Here is an 18663-nt window from a genome sequence, read left to right on the forward strand (position 1 = left end):
AAGAGGAATAATTTATTATATTTAATTAATAAGGAAAGGAATTTAGATGACTTTGCTGGATACGATCACTTGTTTATTGCCTAGGCTTGCTGAAAATCAACGCAAGATAGCTCAGTTTATTTTAGAAAAACCCGAGCGGGTTCTGAATTTATCCTCTCAGCAACTGGCTGAAGCGTTAAATGTGAGCCAATCAGCTATTGTTAAATTTAGCCAGAAAGTCGGCGTGAAAGGGTATCCTGCATTAAAACTGGCATTGAGTGAGATTATTGGTCGTCAGCAGCTCGATGAAGCGAATCCCCATATTGCATTGCATAATAAGATCGCGCAAAGCGACAATTTAATGGTCGTTGCACAAAAGCTAGCGTTGGAAAAAAACTACTCGATTACCGAAACAACTCGCCATATTGATTTTAAGTTATTTGAGAAAATTGTTGATTCAATTGATAAATCACAACGGGTACAGATTGTTGGAATTGGTGGCTCAGGGTTAACAGCCAAAGATCTTAGCTATAAATTACAAAAAATAGGTATTACGACACTGGTCGAGTCAGACCATCATGTGCAGATTGCTGCCGCTTTGACATTGACACCTCAAGATACTCAGATTGTGATTTCGTTTACAGGTAAGCGAAAAGATATGCTTACCGCAGCGAGTATCGGTCGTAAACAAGGAGCAAATGTCATCGCAATCACGCGTAGCCGATTATCGCCACTTGCACAGTTAGCTGATTATGTTCTTGAGAGTATTGCAGAAGAAAATGAATGGCGTAGTTCCTCAATTTCATCAAGAACGGCACAAAATACCCTAACCGACCTACTTTTTATGGCGTTATTACAAAAGCGTGAGGCTCGTGCAAAAATGTTAGTCATGAATGCGAGAGTGATGATTAACAAATTAGATGAATAAAAATAGCTTTTTCAACAGTGAGTTATTTGTTCTATCTTTGCAAAAAACCTTTATTTGCGTTAAGACTATTAATATAGATTATTATTTTAATGCAACTTATAGAGGTTCAATTAATGAGGGCGCTAATTGTTTACACGGAACTGACTGACGAAGACTCAGTGATAAGCCATGCTGTGGCTAGGCTTGCAAGTGAACTCAATGATGAACATGTTGAAACGGTTATTATCCGTGATTTCGAAGATGGTCTTGCCTATATTCGCTCAAATACCAGTATCGATTGCCTACTGTATGGCCGTGATATGTCGGATCGCGATGAACAAACCCAAGCACATCGTTTAATCACTCAATTACATCGCAGACAAGAAGATGTTCCCGTATTTCTTCTCAGTGACCGTGAAGAAGCTTTAGTGGCTTTCGATCGTAAAATGATGGAGCAAGTCGATGAGTTTGCATGGATACTCGAAGACTCAGCTGATTTTATTGCAGGGCGGGTATTGGCTGCTATTCAGCGTTATCGTTCCCAATTATTGCCACCATTAATGAAAAGCCTTATCAAATATAGTGATGTCCATGAGTATTCATGGGCAGCACCTGGCCACCAAGGTGGAGTCGGTTTTACTAAAACCCCCGCTGGACGTATTTACCATGATTTCTTTGGCGAGAACCTATTTCGTACTGATATTGGGATTGAGCGCGTAGCAGTCGGTTCTTTATTAGATCACACTGGCGCTTTTGGTGAATGCGAAAAAAATGCCGCGCGTATTTTTGGCGCAGACCAATCTTATTCAGTTGTTGTGGGAACATCAGGCTCCAACCGTACCATCATGCAAGCCTGTATGACCGATGATGATGTGGTGGTGATTGACCGTAATTGCCATAAATCGATTGAACAAGGGCTAATATTAACAGGGGCAAAACCGATTTATATGGTTCCGAGCCGGAACCGTTATGGGATTATTGGGCCTATTTACCCTAAAGAGATGTCTTCAGAATCGATTAATCACAAAATTGCTAGCAACCCTCTCACAACGGATAAAATAGGCCAGCGTCCCGCCTACAGCGTGATCACTAACTGTACTTATGATGGTGTTTGTTACAACGCTCGTAAGGTACAAGATCTCCTTGATGATTCTTTAGATCGCATTCACTTTGATGAAGCATGGTATGGCTATGCACGCTTTAACCCACTTTATCGTGATCACTTCGCCATGAGAGATGAAGAAAGATCAGAGGATGAGCCGACAATTTTTGCGACTCATTCAACCCATAAATTATTAAATGCACTATCTCAAGCCTCGTATATTCATGTAAGAAATGGCCGTAATGCCATTGATTTTAATCGCTTTAACCAAGCTTATTTAATGCACTCAACCACCTCACCGCTGTATGCCATTTGTGCTTCGAATGATATTGCAGCGGATATGATGGATGGTAATAGTGGGCGCTCATTAACGGATGAAGTGATCCGCGAAGCGATTGACTTTAGGCAATCATTAGCCTTTTTGTATAAAGAGTTTCTTAATGATGATGAATGGTTCTTTAAGCCTTGGAACCAAGAAATGGTTAAGGATCCAGTGACAGGAAAGCGCCATGCATTCGAAGATGCCCCTGTAGAATTATTGATGAAGGAACAAAGCTGCTGGGTAATGCATCCTGAAGATAAATGGCACGGTTTCCATGATATTCCTGATAATTGGGCGATGCTTGATCCTATCAAAGTGAGTATTCTTGCTCCGGGTATGGGAGATGATGGCAATTTATTAGATTCAGGTGTGCCAGCGGCACTGGTGACGGCGTGGCTAAACCATTACGGTATCGTTCCTACGCGTACGACCGATTTCCAAATCATGTTCTTGTTTTCAATGGGGATCACTAAAGGTAAGTGGGGGACGCTAGTGAATACGCTGCTTTCTTTCAAGCGCCATTATGACAGTAATACCCCATTAAAAAAGGTACTTCCAGAGGTAGTTGAATCCGCACCTGAAATTTATGGTGAAATGGGGCTACACGATTTAGGCGATAAAATGTTTGCCTATTTACAAAAAAACAATCCCGGCGCATTGCTAAATCAGGCTTATTCACAATTACCACAAGTGATGATGAGCCCTCGAGATGCTTATCAAGAGATCGTTGCCAACCGCGTAGAAGCTGTTCCTATTCATCAATTAGCAGGCCGAGTTGCTGCAAACTCAATCATTCCTTATCCACCGGGTATTCCTATGCTACTGTCAGGTGAAAATTTCGGTGATGAAAATAGCCCTCATATTCGCTACTTATATGGTTTGCAGGCATGGGATCAGGAATTCCCTGGGTTTGAACATGAGACGGAAGGCACAGAAGTGATTGATGGACAGTATTATGTGATGTGTGTGAAGTAATTAATTAGTAGGGTAGTTTGTATGTTTGCAAACTACCCTACTATTAAGTTTAAGATACTCTTAGTTAGATTCAAACTCACTGGTCATGGTTTCAAGCTGCTCTTGCAGCTCCATCCATGCCATTTCAACCTCTTCTAACGCATTTTTTTGCTCTGTTTGTTTTTTTAAACATTCAGCGAGCTCTGCTTTGCGCTCTTGCTCGTAAATGGCAGTATCAGAAAGAGTGGCTTCTAGTTCAGCGAGTACACTAGAGTGTTTTTCCATTTTCTTTTCTAATTCAGTCAGCTGTTTACGGATAGGTTGCGTTTGTTGGCGAAATTCGGCTTCGCGGCGTTTTTGATCTTTCCTATCTTGTGCCGTGACGGTTGCTGTATTTGCTGGGCGATCTTTTTCTTGTAGATCACGGGCCTGCTGCAACTCCATTTTATTTTGTTCCGCTAACCATTGTTGGTAATCTTCCAGATCACCATCAAACGGTTCAACTAAACCATCATGAACCAAATAAAGGTCATCTGTGGTAGAACGTAGTAAATGCCTATCATGGGAAACGACAACCAATGCACCTTCAAAATCAATCAAAGCTTCGGTCAGAGCTTGGCGCATATCTAAATCAAGGTGGTTAGTCGGTTCATCGAGTAGTAATAAATTAGGGCGTTGCCAAACAATTAGCGCCAAAACTAAGCGTGCTTTCTCTCCACCCGAAAAACGGCCGCTTGGGTCAGTGACTTGGTCACCTTTAAAGCCAAATCCACCTAAATAATCGCGTAGTTGCTGTTCAGTTTCTTGTGGTGCTAGCCTTGCAAGGTGTTGTAATGGTGATTCATCAGCATGCAAATATTCCAACTGATGCTGAGCAAAATAGCCTAATTTGATCCCTTTTGCTAAAGAAACGCTACCTTGCAAGGGTTGTAAATCACCTGCGAGTAATTTGATTAGCGTTGATTTACCCGCACCATTGCGACCTAACAGGCCAATACGTGACCCCGGTACTAAATTCAATTTAATTGATTTTAGAATAATTGTATCACCATAACCTGCACTGACTTTTTCCATTTTCAGTAATGGATTTGGTAAGCTTTCAGGCTGGCGGAATGAAAAATGGAAAGGGTTATCCACATGAGCGGGAGCGACCATTTCCATGCGTTCAAGCATTTTTATACGGCTTTGAGCTTGCTTGGCTTTAGTCGCTTGTGCTCTAAAGCGATCGATATAACTTTGCAAGTGAGCCGCTTTAGCTTGTTGGCTCTCATAGAGAGATTGTTGCTGAGCTAGCTTGGTTGCGCGCTGACGCTCAAAAGAGGAATAGTTACCGGTGTACTCGAATAAGGTTTCTTGCTCAATATGTAGGACTTTATCGATAATTGGATCGAGGAAGTCACGGTCATGAGAGATTAATATGAGTGTGCCAGAATAGCTTTTTAGCCATTTTTCCAGCCAAATGACGGCATCTAAATCAAGGTGGTTGGTTGGCTCATCCAATAATAATAAATCGGAACGGCAAAGTAGTGCTTGTGCAAGGTTAAGGCGCATGCGCCATCCACCTGAAAATGACTTTACAGGTTCTTGCAATTGGTTTTGGCTAAAGCCAAGGCCATGTAACAGGCTGGATGCCCGTGAGCGAATGCTCCATGCATTGATGGCATCAAGTTGGCCGTGTAGTGCAGCGATTGCATGACCATCGTTTTTTTCATTAGCAAGTTGTAGTTGTTGTTCAAGAGCGCGGAATTCACGATCGCCATCTATCACATATTCTAATGCAGGAATGTCTAATGCCGGAGTTTCTTGATTCACCCAAGCGAGTGCCCACGTACTTGGAAAATTGGCAGAGCCTGCTTCGGCTTGTAATTCACCTTTAAGCAAAGAAAGCAGTGTTGATTTGCCGCAACCGTTTTTACCTACTAGCCCAACTTTTTGGCCTGGGTTAATGGTTGCGGTGGCATTATCGAGTAAAACACGCACGCCACGGCGAATTTGTAAGGAAGAGAAAACAATCATAGCAGCCGTCAGTTGAAAATATGTTAAATTATATAATAAATACCCTAGAATTTTCAGCTGGTATACGACCATACGAAAATGTGTAGGTGTGCACTCGTTATACTTCAAGTTGCAGGGCTTTTCATTGAGGTATAAGTGGCTATGCTACGCTCACCTTACATAGTTTATCTATGTTTCCCGCCTACCTTCGTTTGTCGTCTACCTGCAACTCGAATTATTTAGAGTATAAAATAAAAGTAATATGCAGGCAGCATGGTAACGGAAAATTATCCGTCTGACACGCCTTTGAGGAGGGAAAGATGTCAAATAAGCCGAAAGTATTAGTGCTCTATGCACATCCAGACCCTGAAGAATCCGTCGCGAATAAAGCATTGCTTGATGCCATTAAGGATTTAGAGCATGTGACGGTTCATGATCTTTATGCGATTTATCCAGACTATTTTATAGATGTGAATGCCGAACAAAAATTAGTATGTCAATTTGACATTATTGTGTTCCAACATCCTCTTTATACTTATAGCTGCCCAGCCCTATTAAAAGAGTGGTTCGATAGAGTATTAACGCGTCGTTTTGCAACAGATATGGGGTATCAAAAACTAAAAGGCAAATATTGGCGTTCGATTATAACGACGGGAGAGCCTCAAGAGGCGTATCAACATGGTGGGTATAACCGCTATCCGCTAAGTGAGATTTTACGTCCATTTGAGTTAACGGCAGCCATGTGTGATATGCAATGGTTAGAACCTAATATTATTTATGCTGCACGTAGGCAGCGTAAAGAGCATCTACAGGAAATTATTGCGGGATACCGTGAATGGTTACAGCAGCCTCTGCAAATAGGGGGCTTATCCTGATGGATCAACTTAATTTATTTGAATCAGTAATTATCTTCCTCTGTGCTGGTGTGGTGATGGTGCCTATAGCACAGAAGATCCGCTTGGGCGCCGTTCTCGGTTATTTATTGGCAGGGATCGTGATCGGCCCATTCGCATTGGGTTTTATTCGCAATGTAGACGATATTCTCCATTTTTCTGAAATGGGGGTAGTTTTCCTGATGTTTTTGATTGGATTGGAACTCAAACCCTCTAAATTGTGGGAACTACGTCGCTCTATTTTTGGTGTGGGTACCGCTCAAGTTGTGGTGACCGCTTCTATCATGGCAGGCCTGCTATTATTGGCAAAATTTTCTTGGCAAGCAGCTGTCGTCGGTGGTCTTGGTATGGCGATGTCATCAACGGCGATGGCCTTACAATTGATGAATGAAAAAGGGATGTCGAATAAAGAGAGCGGTCAACTTGGCTTCTCTGTATTGCTGTTTCAAGATATGGCAGTGATCCCTATTATGGCACTGATCCCATTGCTAGCGGGTGATACTGCAAGCAGTGATTGGTACCGTATTGGTTTAAAAGTGATTGCCTTTGTTGGTTTATGGGTCGTTGGACGCTATTTGCTACGTCCGATGTTCCGTTTAGCAGCCAAATCAGGAGTTCATGAGATTTTCACCGCTGCGGCATTATTGGTCGTACTAGGTTCAGCTCTGATTATGGAGAGCCTTGGTTTTTCAATGGCACTCGGTACTTTTATGGCGGGGGTCATGTTAGCTGAAACCGAATTTCGCCATGAATTAGAAATCAATATTGAGCCATTTAAAGGGCTACTACTAGGGTTATTTTTTATCTCAGTAGGGATGTCGTTGAATTTACAAATTCTATGGAGCTATTTACCGCAAGTTTTACTAGGAGTATTGCTGCTAGTTGCGGTTAAAGCGTTGGTCCTTTATATCCTCAGTTGGATAGCTAAACTGCGTAATGGCGCAAGAGCCCAATTTGCAGGGGTATTAAGCCAAGGTGGTGAATTTGCATTTGTGATTTTTGCCACTGCATCAGGAGCAAGCGTGATTGATGAAAGGCAAATGGATCTGCTCTTAGTGGTTGTCACCCTCTCTATGATGACAACGCCATTAGTAATGCAATTAATCGATGGGTATCTCAACTACCGTTATAACCGCCATCCTGTTTCAAATGAAAAGCCCTTTGTTGAAGATAACGATCCTCATGTGATTTTAGTTGGTTTTGGCCGAATGGGGCAGGTCGTGGGGCGTTTATTGATGGCGAATAAAGTAAAAATTACCGTACTTGAGCAGGATGTCACAGCAATCAGCACCATGCGCCGCTATGGTTATAAGGTTTACTATGGTGATGCACGTGAATTGCAGTTATTACGTTCGGCAGGCGCTGAAAAGGCAAAAGCCATTGTGATCACCAGTGATGTACCTGAAGAAGTAATGGAAATTGTACACTTATGCCAAGAAAATTTTCCTAATTTACATATTATCGCTCGAGCAAAAGGGCGGGTAGAAGCCCATGAATTATTACAAAATGGTGTTCAAGATTTTAGCCGTGAAACGTTCTCTAGTGCATTAGAATTAGGCAGCAAGGCATTAATTAGTACAGGTATGCACCCCCATAAAGCTTATCGAGCTAAACAGCATTTCCGTCGATTAGATATGCGAACTTTAAGAGAGATTATTCCTGAAAATGAAGGGGATAGTGGTCAAGTTTCTCGAGTTAAAGAGGCGCGACGAGAGCTGAATGAACTATTTGAAAAAGAGATGTTAAGGGAGCATCGCCAGCCCCATAACTGGAACCATGATGAATAAAGGGCAGTATTATGTCGTCAACACGTAAACGGTTTATCGCAGGGGCAGTTTGCCCTAAATGCCAATCACAAGACACACTGATGATGTGGCGTGAAGATAAAATTGATGTGGTTGAATGTGTCAATTGCGGCGATCAGCAACGCCAAGTTGATGACACTGCAACACCTCATGTGAGAAAACAGGAACAAGTCATTGGTATTTTTACACCTGAATAAGGGGAATTTTGTCAATTTTCAATACAGCAGTCTTGTTTTCCGGTACAATCGACAAAATTTTTCCCCCTATGGGTAGTAGGAGATGTCATGAAAGTAGCAAAAGATTTGGTAGTCAGCTTGGCTTATCAAGTAAGAACAGAAGATGGTGTTTTAGTTGATGAGTCTCCGGCGAATGCGCCACTTGACTATCTACATGGCCGTGGTTCTTTAATTTCTGGTTTAGAGAAAGCATTAGAAGGTCGTGCTGTTGGTGATCATTTTGATGTTGAAGTTGCCTCTGACGACGCTTATGGCCAATACGATGACAACTTAGTTCAACGCGTTCCTAAAGATGTCTTTATGGGTGTTGAAGAGTTGCAAGTGGGTATGCGTTTCTTAGCTGACACAGACATGGGACCAGTACCTGTTGAAATTACAGGTATTGAAGGTGATGAAGTTATCGTCGATGGTAACCACATGCTGGCGGGTCAAAACCTGAAGTTTAATGTTGAAGTCATGGCAATCCGTGAAGCAACAGAAGAAGAGTTGGCTCATGGCCACGTACACGGTGCTGATGGCCACGATCACGACCACGAAGGTGGTTGCTGCGGTGGTAGTCATGGTCATAGCCATGGCGAAGAAAGTGGTTGCTGTGGTGGCGGTGAAGGTCACGGTCACAAACATGGCGGCTGTGGTTGCCACTAATTATAGTCATCGATCATAGGTGATAAAAGATTAATTCCTTAACACCTGATCTATAAAAGGCCTCCAAGAGTTGGGTAACCAATTAATGGAGGCCTTTTTGTTTATGGTGACCGGTCCTAAATAAAGTTGACACTTTTCCAATCTAAAATTGGAGAGTGTAATGAAACCAATAGGTAAACGAACTCAACGTGATTATTCTCTTGCCTTTAAACTGGCGGTTGTTGACCAAGTAGAAAAAGGCGAGCTCACCTATAAACAAGCTCAATATCGATATGGCATACAGGGGCGTTCAACTGTTTTGGTTTGGTTACGTAAGCATGGTAGATTAGATTGGTCGGAAGGTACGCCCAATACTCTTTATAAAGGTGCTGCTATGAACCAAACCTCGGAGCAACAAACACCTGAACAACGCATTAAAGCCCTTGAAAAAGAGCTTGAGGAGATGCAGCTCAAAGCTGATTTTTTTGAGGCGGTTGTCAAAGTGATGGATAGGGATTTGGAGTTCGCCTCTCAAAAAAGCGCAAAGCCGAGTTATTAAGGAAAAAACGGTTGAAAAACTCACCGTAACCAAGCTTGTCGTTTTATGAAAATCACTCGGCAAGCCTATTACAACGTCAAGATACGTCTGATAAGCGGAAAAAATTAGATGCAATTATTGTTTGTGCTGTGAAATCTGAGCGAACAGTTCACCCTAGGCTTGGGGTGAGAAAATTACACTTTCTTTTGAAACAAAAACAATTAATTATTGGTCGTGACCGATTATTTTCTTTGTTGAGAGAACATCGCTTATTAGTGCCTAATAAGCGGTCATATCATCGAACAACATTGAGTCATCATCGATTTCATCGACATCCAAATTTAATTAAATCAGGGTTTATCCCTTCACAACCGGAGCAACTGTGGGTTGCTGATATTACGTATTTATCCACACACGAAGGAGATACTTATTTAAGTCTGATCACCGATGCTTATTCGCGAAAAATAGTGGGTTATCATCTTGATGACAATATGAAAACAAAAGCCGTCAAGAAATCATTTGTACAAGCATTAAAAAAACGAAGTTCAACCACGACCTTGATCCATCATTCAGATCGAGGCTTACAATACTGTTCGTCGGAATATCAGGAAATCCATAAAAAACATAATATTCAATGTTCTATGACGGATGGCTATGACTGTTATCAAAATGCATTAGCAGAGCGAGTCAATGGGATATTAAAAATGGAATATTTGTTAATAAAGCCGAGAAATTTAGAACAGGCTAGGAGGTTGGTTGAAGAATCAATACAGATTTATAATGAAAGGCGACCTCATTTATCATTAAACTATAAAACGCCCGATGAGGTTCATCGAGCATTTTATACCTGAAAAGTTGTCAACCTATATCAGGACTAGTCATGGTGTTTTTAATCTTGTTATAGGCCTAAATTTTTTTGTTATTCATTGTTTTTCTTCGATTAAATTATTATTTCGCTATCGATGTTCTACTGTTTATTTTATTAACATTAATAGGGAATAAATCATGGGGTGCCCGTCTGTTTATCCTACAAAAACAACTGTTTATAAAAAAGATCAAACATGGAATGGCTATACATTATTTAATACGGCAAATAATAAAGGTGCCGTATTGATTGATATGAATGGTAATGAGATCCATGCTTGGCCAAAAGCGTTAGGTGCTCTTAGTAAAATGTTACCTAACGGAGATTTACTTTGTTGCAGTGAAATCGAACACAATTTTCAATGTCATGAAGACAAAAAAATTGTGCAATTAGACTGGTATGGCAATGTTATTTGGTCATTTGATCGTTTTGAATGTTTGGTTGATGAATTCGGAATAGCAACTTGGTCTGCAAGAACACATCATGATTACCAACGTGAAGGTAACCCTGTTGGTTATTACTCCCCTGAATTATTAGCAAAAACTGATTCTGGCAATAGTTTATTACTTTGTCATCGTAATATTCAAAATAAACAAATCTCCAATAAACCACTATTAGATGATGTCATTGTGGAGATCGATTGGCAGGGAAATATTATTTGGGAATGGGCATTTAACGACCATTTTTTCGAATTAGGTTTTGATCAGATAGCGAAAAAGGTGATTTATCATAATCCTAATTTGATAAGTCATGGTGAAATAGGCGATTACTTACATATTAACAGCCTGTCACGTCTTGGTCCCAATAAACACTTCGATAACGGTCATCCAAATTTCCATCCAGATAATATTATTTGGAGTTCCCGCGAGGCCAATATTGTTGGTATCACCAGCCGTCAAACAGGCAAAGTTGTTTGGCAAATAGGCCCTGATTATACAGAAGCAAGGTTCAAACATTTAGATTGGATTATTGGCCAACATCACGCACATCTCATCCCAAAAGGATTGCCTGGTGCTGGAAATATTTTGCTATTTGATAACGGTTGGAAAGCGGGTTATGGGCAATCGACACCAAACTCATCTGATGGTTTAAAAAATGCGTGTCGAGACTATTCTCGCGTGCTGGAAATTGATCCAATTAGTTTTGAAATTATTTGGCAATATTCGGCAAATGAACAGGGAACGAAGCAGGGCGCGAAAGTAACAATAAATAAATACCAATTTTATAGCCCTCATGTGAGTAGTGCCCAAAGACTGTTAAATGGAAATACGTTAATTACCGAAGGAAGTAATGGGCGGCTTATTGAAGTCACCAAAGAAAATAGAATTGTTTGGGAATATATTTCTCCATACCAATCTTCTGGTCTGGAAGCGCATAATAAGATCTATCGAGCATACCGTGTTCCCTATGATTGGCTTCCTCAACTCAGCAAGGGAAGTGAGATAGCATTACCTGACATTGATAATAGGCGGTTTCATATCAAAGGATAAATAGATTATTTCGCTATTAGAGAGGTCAACTCACTTTTTGAAACTTGAAATGAGCTAAATCAGCAATCCATTTATAGATTTAGCTACTTGAATTTATCTAATAGTGAGGCGGTGGTGTTTCTTCTTCAGGCCTTGCTAAGTGAGAAGATTGAGAGGATTTTAGTCGTTCTGCCACGATACGTATGTGTTCTTGTAATTTGGATAATTGCATTTGCTGATCCGTGATTACTTGGTTAAGTTGCTCTATCGTGAGTTCTTGGAAAGCAACTTTACTCTCTAAAAGCTCAAGGCGCTGTTCAAAAGCCTGCGATGAATCCATTTTTAGTGCTCCTTATGGTTTTTCATCATAAATTAATCATCGTAATAACCGAACATTACAAATCAATAGATAAGTTTTAGTTAAACAGATAGGCGCTGAAACCTCTTTTTGGTAATGTTGTCTAACTAGCCATCTGTATTCTGTAATTCTTTTCTATACTTTAATCATTCGAGGTGCGGCTAGGCGACCAGTGATTGAGTCGCTAGGTGCATAGAAAACATTGTGTTCAGGCGTAATAGCATGTAGTCAACAACGCTGCCACATTAAAGTATAACCAGTATATACTGAATGACAGACAATAAGTAACAACATATACCTATAATAGATATCGGAGATTAGGATGAAATCACTGTTTAAGGCAAGTCTTCTGGCAACAACATTAGCATTGGCATTTACTGCTCCACAAGTAATGGCTGCGGAAACTACTGCTAAAGCGCCAACAAGTAGCGCATTTAAATCAGCCGAAGAACGCAATGCCTATGCATTAGGTGCGTCTTTAGGGCGCTATATGCAAAACTCACTGGAAGAGCAAAAAAGCATCGGTGTAAACCTAGATAAAGCTCAGCTTCTGGCTGGTGTTCAAGATACTTTCAACGGCAAAAGCAAAATGACTGATACTGAAGTGGAAGAAACTTTACGTCAGTTTGAAGGCCAAGTTAAACAAGCGGCTGAAAAGAAAATGAAAGATGAATCAGCGGCTAATGAAAAAGCGGGTGCTGAGTACCGCGAAAAATATGCGAAAGAAAAAGGCGTAGTTAAAACAAAATCAGGCTTACTGTATAAAATCGAAAAAGAAGGTACTGGTGCTAAGCCAAAACCTGAGGATACTGTCGTTGTTAACTACAAAGGTATGTTAACTGATGGTACTGAGTTTGATAGCTCATATTCACGCAATGAGCCACTGACTATCCCATTAAATTCAGTCATCAAAGGTTGGACTGAAGGTCTAGTTAATGTGAAAAAAGGCGGTAAAATCCAATTAGTGATCCCTGCTGATCTGGCTTATGGTGAAAACGGTGTTCCAGGTATTCCTGCAAATTCAACGCTAGTATTTGATGTTGAATTGCTAGATATAAAACCAGCTACAAAATAATTTGCCAACAATAGGGCAAAGACTCAGCGAAATTTGAGTGTCTTCATTAGAGGTGCATTTATTGCACCTCTAATTATTTGGCCTAGAAATACTATGGTTAATGAGTAATCAATTGATTATTAATAGGTATATAAGAAAATTATAACCAGTTTAGTCTCCGCTCAATATTTTAAAAACCTGCTAAAATTAAGACTTTTTTTGTTTAAAACTTGTGATAAAACAAACTGTCTTGTACGCAACTGCTTGACGTCAGCCCTTCGTAGTTTTACCTTCAGTATATTCGGCCTAATTATTTATCGCCATATTTGCTGACCGCGAACAATGCAATGAAGCTCAAAGCATCGAACAATTAACGCTTCATTCGTCAGTATGGCGAATTTGCTTACACTTGAAGGATGGTGTTTAAAAATGTCTAACTCAGTACTTTCGAACGACCACAGTGATATTAATTTATTAAATAACGAGCCTTTTACCGCGGTTGACCATGAAATTTTAAAATCATATGAAGCCGCCGTAGATGGCTTAGCTATGTTGATAGGTGCACATTGTGAAATTGTCCTTCATTCATTGGAAGATTTAAAATGTTCAGCCGTCAGAATAGCCAATGGGCAACATACTGGGCGTCAAATAGGATCACCAATTACTGATCTCGCATTACGTATGCTGCATGATATGGCTGATGAAGAATCAAATGTCTCTAAGGCCTATTTCACCAAAGCAAAAAGTGGTGATTTAATGAAATCAGTCACAATAGCTATCCGTAACCGTCATCAGCGTGTTATCGGGCTATTGTGTATTAATATGAACCTTGATGTTCCATTTTCTGAAATTATTAAAAGTTTTGTTCCAGAAGAAAAACAAGAGATTACTTCTGATGTTAACTTTGCTTCTTCAGTCGATGACCTTGTTGCACAAACATTAGAATTTACGATTGAAGAGGTGGGAGCAGATCGTAACGTATCAAACAATGCGAAAAACAAGCAAGTTGTACTCAACCTGTACGAAAAAGGTATTTTTGATATTAAAGATGCCATCAACCAAGTGGCAGATCGTTTAAATATCTCTAAACATACGGTTTATCTTTATATTCGCCAATTTAAGAGTGAGGAATGAGTCAACAACCTCTCACATACTGCTTGTTAGTAACGGGGCCTGCTTATGGCACTCAGCAAGCGACCAGCGCCTATCAATTTGCTTGTGCTCTTCTGAAAGAAGGGCACCGCTTAAAAACACTCTTTTTTTATAGTGAAGGAGTGGCAAATGCGAACGAATTAACCTCCCCCGCCAATGATGAGTTCAATTTAGTTAAAGCATGGCAGCAACTGGCAGAAACAGCGGGCTGTGAAATGCACATTTGCGTTTCTGCGGCACTTCGTCGAGGAGTTGTTGATGATGAGCAAGCTAAACTATTAAGATTGCCATCAAACAACTTAGGTGCCGGTTTTACCATGAGTGGGCTAGGAAGTTTAGCTGAGGCAATGATGATAGCAGACCGAACCATCCGTTTCTGAGGCTGACATGAAAAAATTTGCCTTTGTTTTTACATCAATGCCCCATGGAAATAACAGTGGTCGTGAAGGGCTGGATGCGCTATTAGCCACATCCGCATTGACTGAAGATATCAGTGTCTTTTTTCTCTCTGATGGTGTTTGCCAATTGCTTGCTCATCAAAGCCCTCAAGAAATATTGGCAAGAGACTATATTTCAACATTTAAAGTTCTTCCTCTCTACGACATTGATAAAATTTATATCTGTGCGGATTCATTAGCGGAAAGAGGGATTAGCGAGCACAGCGAATGGGTGGTGGAAGCAACTGTCATCAGTTCGACACAAATTCGCGATAAATTATCTGACTTTGATGTTGTGCTTAAATTTTGATCTGTTGTAGGATCTTTTCTATGCTTTATACTATAGCCGCTTCACCTTTCCAGTGTGACTTCACGGCAATATTAAGGCTAATTACGCCTAATGATGCTGTATTACTACTGCAAGATGGTGTTGTTGCCGCAATTAGGCAATCTTCCCATCTAGGTGAACTTCAAAAAAAAGGTGTACCAATCTACGCATTAAGTGCAGATGTTAATGCGCGGGGCTTACAGTATATGATTTCAGAGCAGGTAACTTTAGCCTCATATCAGGATTTTGTTCAACTAACTGTGAGCCATAAACAACATTTTGCCCTATAAATGGGTTAAAAGTTGTATATTTCTTGACACCTGAGCCAGTCGGCAATAAAATTTCGCGTCCTCGTGTATCGTCATGCTGGCGAACGAGGTCGAAATCCGTGTTTACGAAGCAAAAAACCAGGAGCTTTTTTAATAATGGCAACTATTAATCAGCTGGTACGCAAATCTCGTAGCTCGAAAGTTGTTAAAAGCAACGTTCCAGCACTGGAAGCTTGCCCGCAAAAACGTGGCGTATGTACTCGTGTATATACCACCACTCCTAAAAAACCTAACTCAGCACTACGTAAAGTGTGCCGTGTTCGTTTAACTAACGGTTATGAAGTTTCTTCCTACATTGGTGGTGAAGGCCACAACTTGCAGGAGCACTCCGTAATCCTAATCCGTGGCGGTCGTGTTAAAGACTTGCCTGGTGTGCGTTATCACACCGTTCGCGGCGCACTGGACTGTTCTGGTGTTAAAGACCGCAAACAAGCCCGTTCTAAATACGGTGCTAAAAAACCTAAGGCTTAATGGTTCTCCGTTAAGTAAGGCCAAACATTTTTAATCTTAATGTCAAAATACTCTAATAGAGTTTTGGGCAAACCTGAATTAACAACGGAGTAATATCCATGCCACGTCGTCGCGTAATTGGTCAACGTAAAATTCTTCCAGATCCTAAGTTCGGATCAGAATTACTGGCCAAGTTTGTGAACATCCTGATGGTAGACGGGAAAAAATCTACTGCTGAAGCAATCGTATATAACGCGCTTGAGACCCTGGCTCAGCGTTCTGGTAAGACTGAACTTGACGCATTCGAACTAGCACTAGACAACGTGCGTCCGACCGTCGAAGTTAAATCTCGCCGTGTTGGTGGTTCAACTTACCAAGTTCCTGTTGAAGTTCGTCCGGTTCGTCGTAATGCTCTGGCAATGCGTTGGATCGTTGATGCTGCTCGTAAACGCGGTGATAAGTCAATGGCTCTGCGCCTGGCAAACGAATTATCGGATGCAGCTGAGAACAAAGGTTCTGCTGTTAAGAAACGTGAAGACGTTCACCGTATGGCAGAAGCTAACAAGGCGTTCGCTCACTACCGTTGGTAATTTCGCCACATTAGTGATGCTTCTTAGGGTAGCCTTCCGCTACCCTTTATATGATGAATTGAACGCCCACGAGAGAGGAAAAAATGGCCCGTCAAACGCCCATATCACGCTATCGTAACATCGGTATCAGTGCACACATCGACGCCGGTAAAACAACAACTTCTGAACGTATTCTGTTTTATACAGGTGTAAACCATAAAATTGGTGAAACGCACGAAGGTTCTGCAACAATGGACTGGATGGAACAGGAGCAAGAGCGTGGTATCACTATCACGTCTGCTGCGACTACTGCATTCTGGTCTGGTATGGCAAAACAGTTCGAGCCACACCGTGTTAACATCATCGACACCCCAGGACACGTTGACTTCACAATCGAAGTAGAACGTTCAATGCGTGTTCTTGATGGCGCAGTAATGGTTTACTGTGCAGTTGGTGGTGTTCAGCCACAGTCTGAAACTGTATGGCGTCAGGCTAACAAATATCAAGTTCCACGTATCGCGTTCGTTAACAAAATGGACCGTATGGGAGCTAACTTCCTGCGCGTTGTTGATCAACTGAAAACGCGTTTGGGAGCAAACCCAGTTCCACTACAACTGCCTGTTGGTGCTGAAGAAGGCTTCACCGGTGTTGTTGACTTGATCAAAATGAAAGCGATCAAGTGGAGCGATGAAGATCAGGGCGTTACCTTCGAATACGAAGATATCCCTGCTGATATGCAAGATCTAGCTGAAGAATGGCACAACTTCTTAGTTGAGTCAGCAGCAGAAGCATCAGAAGAGCTGATGGAAAAATATTTGGGCGGTGATGAACTGTCTGAAGCTGAAATCAAAGCTGCTCTTCGTCAACGCGTTCTTGCAAGCGAAATTATCCTGGTTACCTGTGGTTCTGCATTTAAGAACAAAGGTGTTCAGGCGATGCTGGATGCAGTAATCGAGTTCTTACCAGCACCTACAGATGTACCTGCAATTAAAGGTATTCTGGATGATGGTAAAGATACTCCAGCTGAACGTCACGCAAGTGACGATGAGCCATTCTCATCTTTAGCATTTAAAATTGCAACCGACCCGTTTGTTGGTAACTTGACGTTCTTCCGTGTCTACTCTGGTTTTGTTAACTCAGGTGACACTGTTCTGAACCCAGTTAAATCCAAAAAAGAACGTTTTGGTCGTATCGTTCAGATGCACGCTAACAAGCGTGAAGAGATCAAAGAAGTTCGCGCTGGTGACATCGCGGCTGCTATCGGTCTGAAAGATGTTACTACAGGTGATACTCTGTGTGCAGTTGATGCGCCAATCATCTTAGAACGTATGGAATTCCCAGAGCCAGTAATCTCTGTTGCAATTGAACCAAAAACTAAAGCTGACCAAGAAAAAATGGGTATCGCTCTGGGCCGTTTGGCTCAAGAAGATCCATCATTCCGCGTATCAAGTGATGAAGAAACGGGTCAAACCATCATCGCTGGTATGGGTGAATTGCACTTGGACGTTCTAGTTGACCGTATGCGTCGTGAGTTCAAAGTTGAAGCGAACGTAGGTAAACCACAAGTTGCTTACCGTGAAGCTATCACAATGAAAGTTACCGATATTGAAGGTAAGCACGCTAAGCAGTCTGGTGGTCGTGGTCAGTATGGTCATGTTGTTATCGACATGTTCCCACTGGACAAAACAGACAAAGACGGCAAGGCAATGGACTACGAATTTATCAACGAAATCAAGGGTGGTGTAATTCCAACTGAATACATCCCTGCGGTTGATAAAGGTCTTCAAGAGCAGCTGAAATCAGGTCCTCTGGCTGGTTACCCAGTTCTTAACATGGGTGTTCGTCTACATTTCGGTTCTTACCATGATGTTGACTCCTCTGAACTGGCGTTTAAACTGGCGGCATCGATCGCGTTTAAAGATGGCTTCAAAAAAGCAAAACCTGTTCTGCTTGAGCCAATCATGAAAGTTGAAGTGGAAACACCTGAAGACTACATGGGCGACGTTATTGGTGACCTGAACCGTCGTCGTGGTATGATTGAAGGTATGGATGACATGGTCGGTGGTATTGGCAAAATTGTTCGTGCACAAGTACCATTGTCAGAAATGTTTGGTTACGCTACTGACCTGCGTTCACAAACGCAAGGCCGCGCTTCATACTCTATGGAGTTCTTGAAGTACGAAGCAGCACCAACCAACGTTGCACAAGCTGTTATCGAAGCTCGTAACGCTAAATAATCGGTTTTAATCGATTTAACTACTTTAATTAAGTTCCCTCTTTATAGTGAAGTGGGAACT

17 protein-coding genes and 1 pseudogene are annotated in these 18663 nt (G+C 41.4%); 16 read left to right on the forward strand and 2 right to left on the reverse strand.

The window, feature by feature from the left end; translation table 11 throughout:
- Positions 1–46: 46 nt before the first annotated feature.
- Together M1E96_RS01530 and adiA are read left to right on the forward strand one after the other, a co-directional pair.
- The gene (locus M1E96_RS01530; protein ID WP_070929373.1) at positions 47–907 is read left to right on the forward strand and encodes a MurR/RpiR family transcriptional regulator; all 861 of its coding nucleotides are present in this window, start codon (positions 47–49) and stop codon (positions 905–907) included.
- A 113-nt stretch (positions 908–1020) separates the two neighbouring features.
- Entirely contained in the window at positions 1021–3285 is a 2265-nt protein-coding gene (gene adiA / locus M1E96_RS01535; RefSeq protein WP_140179610.1) for an arginine decarboxylase, read from the forward strand.
- Positions 3286–3345: 60 nt separating this feature from the next.
- On the opposite strand, the gene M1E96_RS01540 is transcribed toward adiA, so the two are convergent.
- Positions 3346–5280, reverse strand: a complete 1935-nt coding sequence (locus M1E96_RS01540; RefSeq protein WP_369427342.1) for an ABC transporter ATP-binding protein — start codon at positions 5278–5280, stop codon at positions 3346–3348.
- Between the two features lie 299 nt (positions 5281–5579).
- On the opposite strand from M1E96_RS01540, the gene kefG reads away from it, so the two are divergent.
- The 6 genes and pseudogenes from kefG to M1E96_RS01570 all read left to right on the forward strand — a co-directional run bounded on the left by kefG (position 5580) and on the right by M1E96_RS01570 (position 11710).
- Positions 5580–6134 carry a glutathione-regulated potassium-efflux system ancillary protein KefG gene (gene kefG / locus M1E96_RS01545; protein WP_070929372.1) on the forward strand — a complete coding sequence of 185 codons (555 nt, stop codon included), beginning with the start codon at positions 5580–5582 and terminating at the stop codon, positions 6132–6134.
- Positions 6134–7939, forward strand: coding sequence for a glutathione-regulated potassium-efflux system protein KefB (kefB, locus tag M1E96_RS01550; protein WP_272580462.1), 1806 nt, complete (start codon positions 6134–6136; stop codon positions 7937–7939). The genes kefG and kefB overlap by 1 nt, the downstream gene beginning before the upstream one ends.
- An 11-nt stretch (positions 7940–7950) precedes the next feature.
- Complete coding sequence (locus tag M1E96_RS01555; protein ID WP_070929370.1) at positions 7951–8154, forward strand: YheV family putative zinc ribbon protein; 204 nt, start codon at positions 7951–7953, stop codon at positions 8152–8154.
- Between the two features lie 87 nt (positions 8155–8241).
- Positions 8242–8838 (forward strand): peptidylprolyl isomerase, encoded by a 597-nt coding sequence (slyD, locus tag M1E96_RS01560; RefSeq protein WP_070929369.1) that lies wholly within the window; start codon positions 8242–8244, stop codon positions 8836–8838.
- Between the two features lie 160 nt (positions 8839–8998).
- Positions 8999–10206 (forward strand): annotated as a pseudogene (locus M1E96_RS01565) (IS3 family transposase).
- 154 nt (positions 10207–10360) lie between these two features.
- Positions 10361–11710, forward strand: a complete 1350-nt coding sequence (locus tag M1E96_RS01570) for an aryl-sulfate sulfotransferase (RefSeq protein ID WP_319067823.1) — start codon at positions 10361–10363, stop codon at positions 11708–11710.
- A 97-nt stretch (positions 11711–11807) separates the two neighbouring features.
- On the opposite strand, the gene M1E96_RS01575 is transcribed toward M1E96_RS01570, so the two are convergent.
- A complete protein-coding gene (locus tag M1E96_RS01575; protein ID WP_070929367.1) occupies positions 11808–12029 on the reverse strand; it encodes a SlyX family protein in 222 nt (73 codons plus the stop codon).
- Between the two features lie 340 nt (positions 12030–12369).
- Between M1E96_RS01575 and fkpA the strand changes: the two genes are divergently transcribed.
- The 8 genes from fkpA (at position 12370) to fusA (ending at position 18603) form a co-directional block, all read left to right on the forward strand.
- A complete protein-coding gene (fkpA, locus tag M1E96_RS01580) occupies positions 12370–13122 on the forward strand; it encodes an FKBP-type peptidyl-prolyl cis-trans isomerase (protein WP_272580460.1) in 753 nt (250 codons plus the stop codon).
- A 408-nt stretch (positions 13123–13530) separates the two neighbouring features.
- Positions 13531–14235, forward strand: coding sequence for a transcriptional regulator (locus tag M1E96_RS01585; RefSeq protein WP_070929365.1), 705 nt, complete (start codon positions 13531–13533; stop codon positions 14233–14235).
- Positions 14232–14633: a sulfurtransferase complex subunit TusD gene (tusD, locus tag M1E96_RS01590; RefSeq protein ID WP_318710198.1), complete on the forward strand. Its 402-nt coding sequence runs from the start codon at positions 14232–14234 to the stop codon at positions 14631–14633. The genes M1E96_RS01585 and tusD overlap by 4 nt, the downstream gene beginning before the upstream one ends.
- A gap of 7 nt (positions 14634–14640) precedes the next feature.
- Positions 14641–15000 carry a sulfurtransferase complex subunit TusC gene (tusC, locus tag M1E96_RS01595; protein ID WP_070929363.1) on the forward strand — a complete coding sequence of 120 codons (360 nt, stop codon included), beginning with the start codon at positions 14641–14643 and terminating at the stop codon, positions 14998–15000.
- Positions 15001–15020: 20 nt separating this feature from the next.
- Positions 15021–15308 (forward strand): sulfurtransferase complex subunit TusB, encoded by a 288-nt coding sequence (gene tusB / locus M1E96_RS01600; protein WP_070929362.1) that lies wholly within the window; start codon positions 15021–15023, stop codon positions 15306–15308.
- Between the two features lie 135 nt (positions 15309–15443).
- Positions 15444–15818: a 30S ribosomal protein S12 gene (gene rpsL, locus M1E96_RS01605; RefSeq protein ID WP_004923923.1), complete on the forward strand. Its 375-nt coding sequence runs from the start codon at positions 15444–15446 to the stop codon at positions 15816–15818.
- 98 nt (positions 15819–15916) lie between these two features.
- Positions 15917–16387, forward strand: coding sequence for a 30S ribosomal protein S7 (rpsG, locus tag M1E96_RS01610; protein ID WP_004262486.1), 471 nt, complete (start codon positions 15917–15919; stop codon positions 16385–16387).
- 83 nt (positions 16388–16470) lie between these two features.
- Positions 16471–18603 carry an elongation factor G gene (gene fusA / locus M1E96_RS01615; protein ID WP_070929361.1) on the forward strand — a complete coding sequence of 711 codons (2133 nt, stop codon included), beginning with the start codon at positions 16471–16473 and terminating at the stop codon, positions 18601–18603.
- The last annotated feature ends 60 nt before the right edge of the window (positions 18604–18663 follow it).

It is taken from the genome of Providencia sp. PROV236 (assembly GCF_033676985.1).
GTDB classification, from domain to species: domain Bacteria; phylum Pseudomonadota; class Gammaproteobacteria; order Enterobacterales; family Enterobacteriaceae; genus Providencia; species Providencia manganoxydans.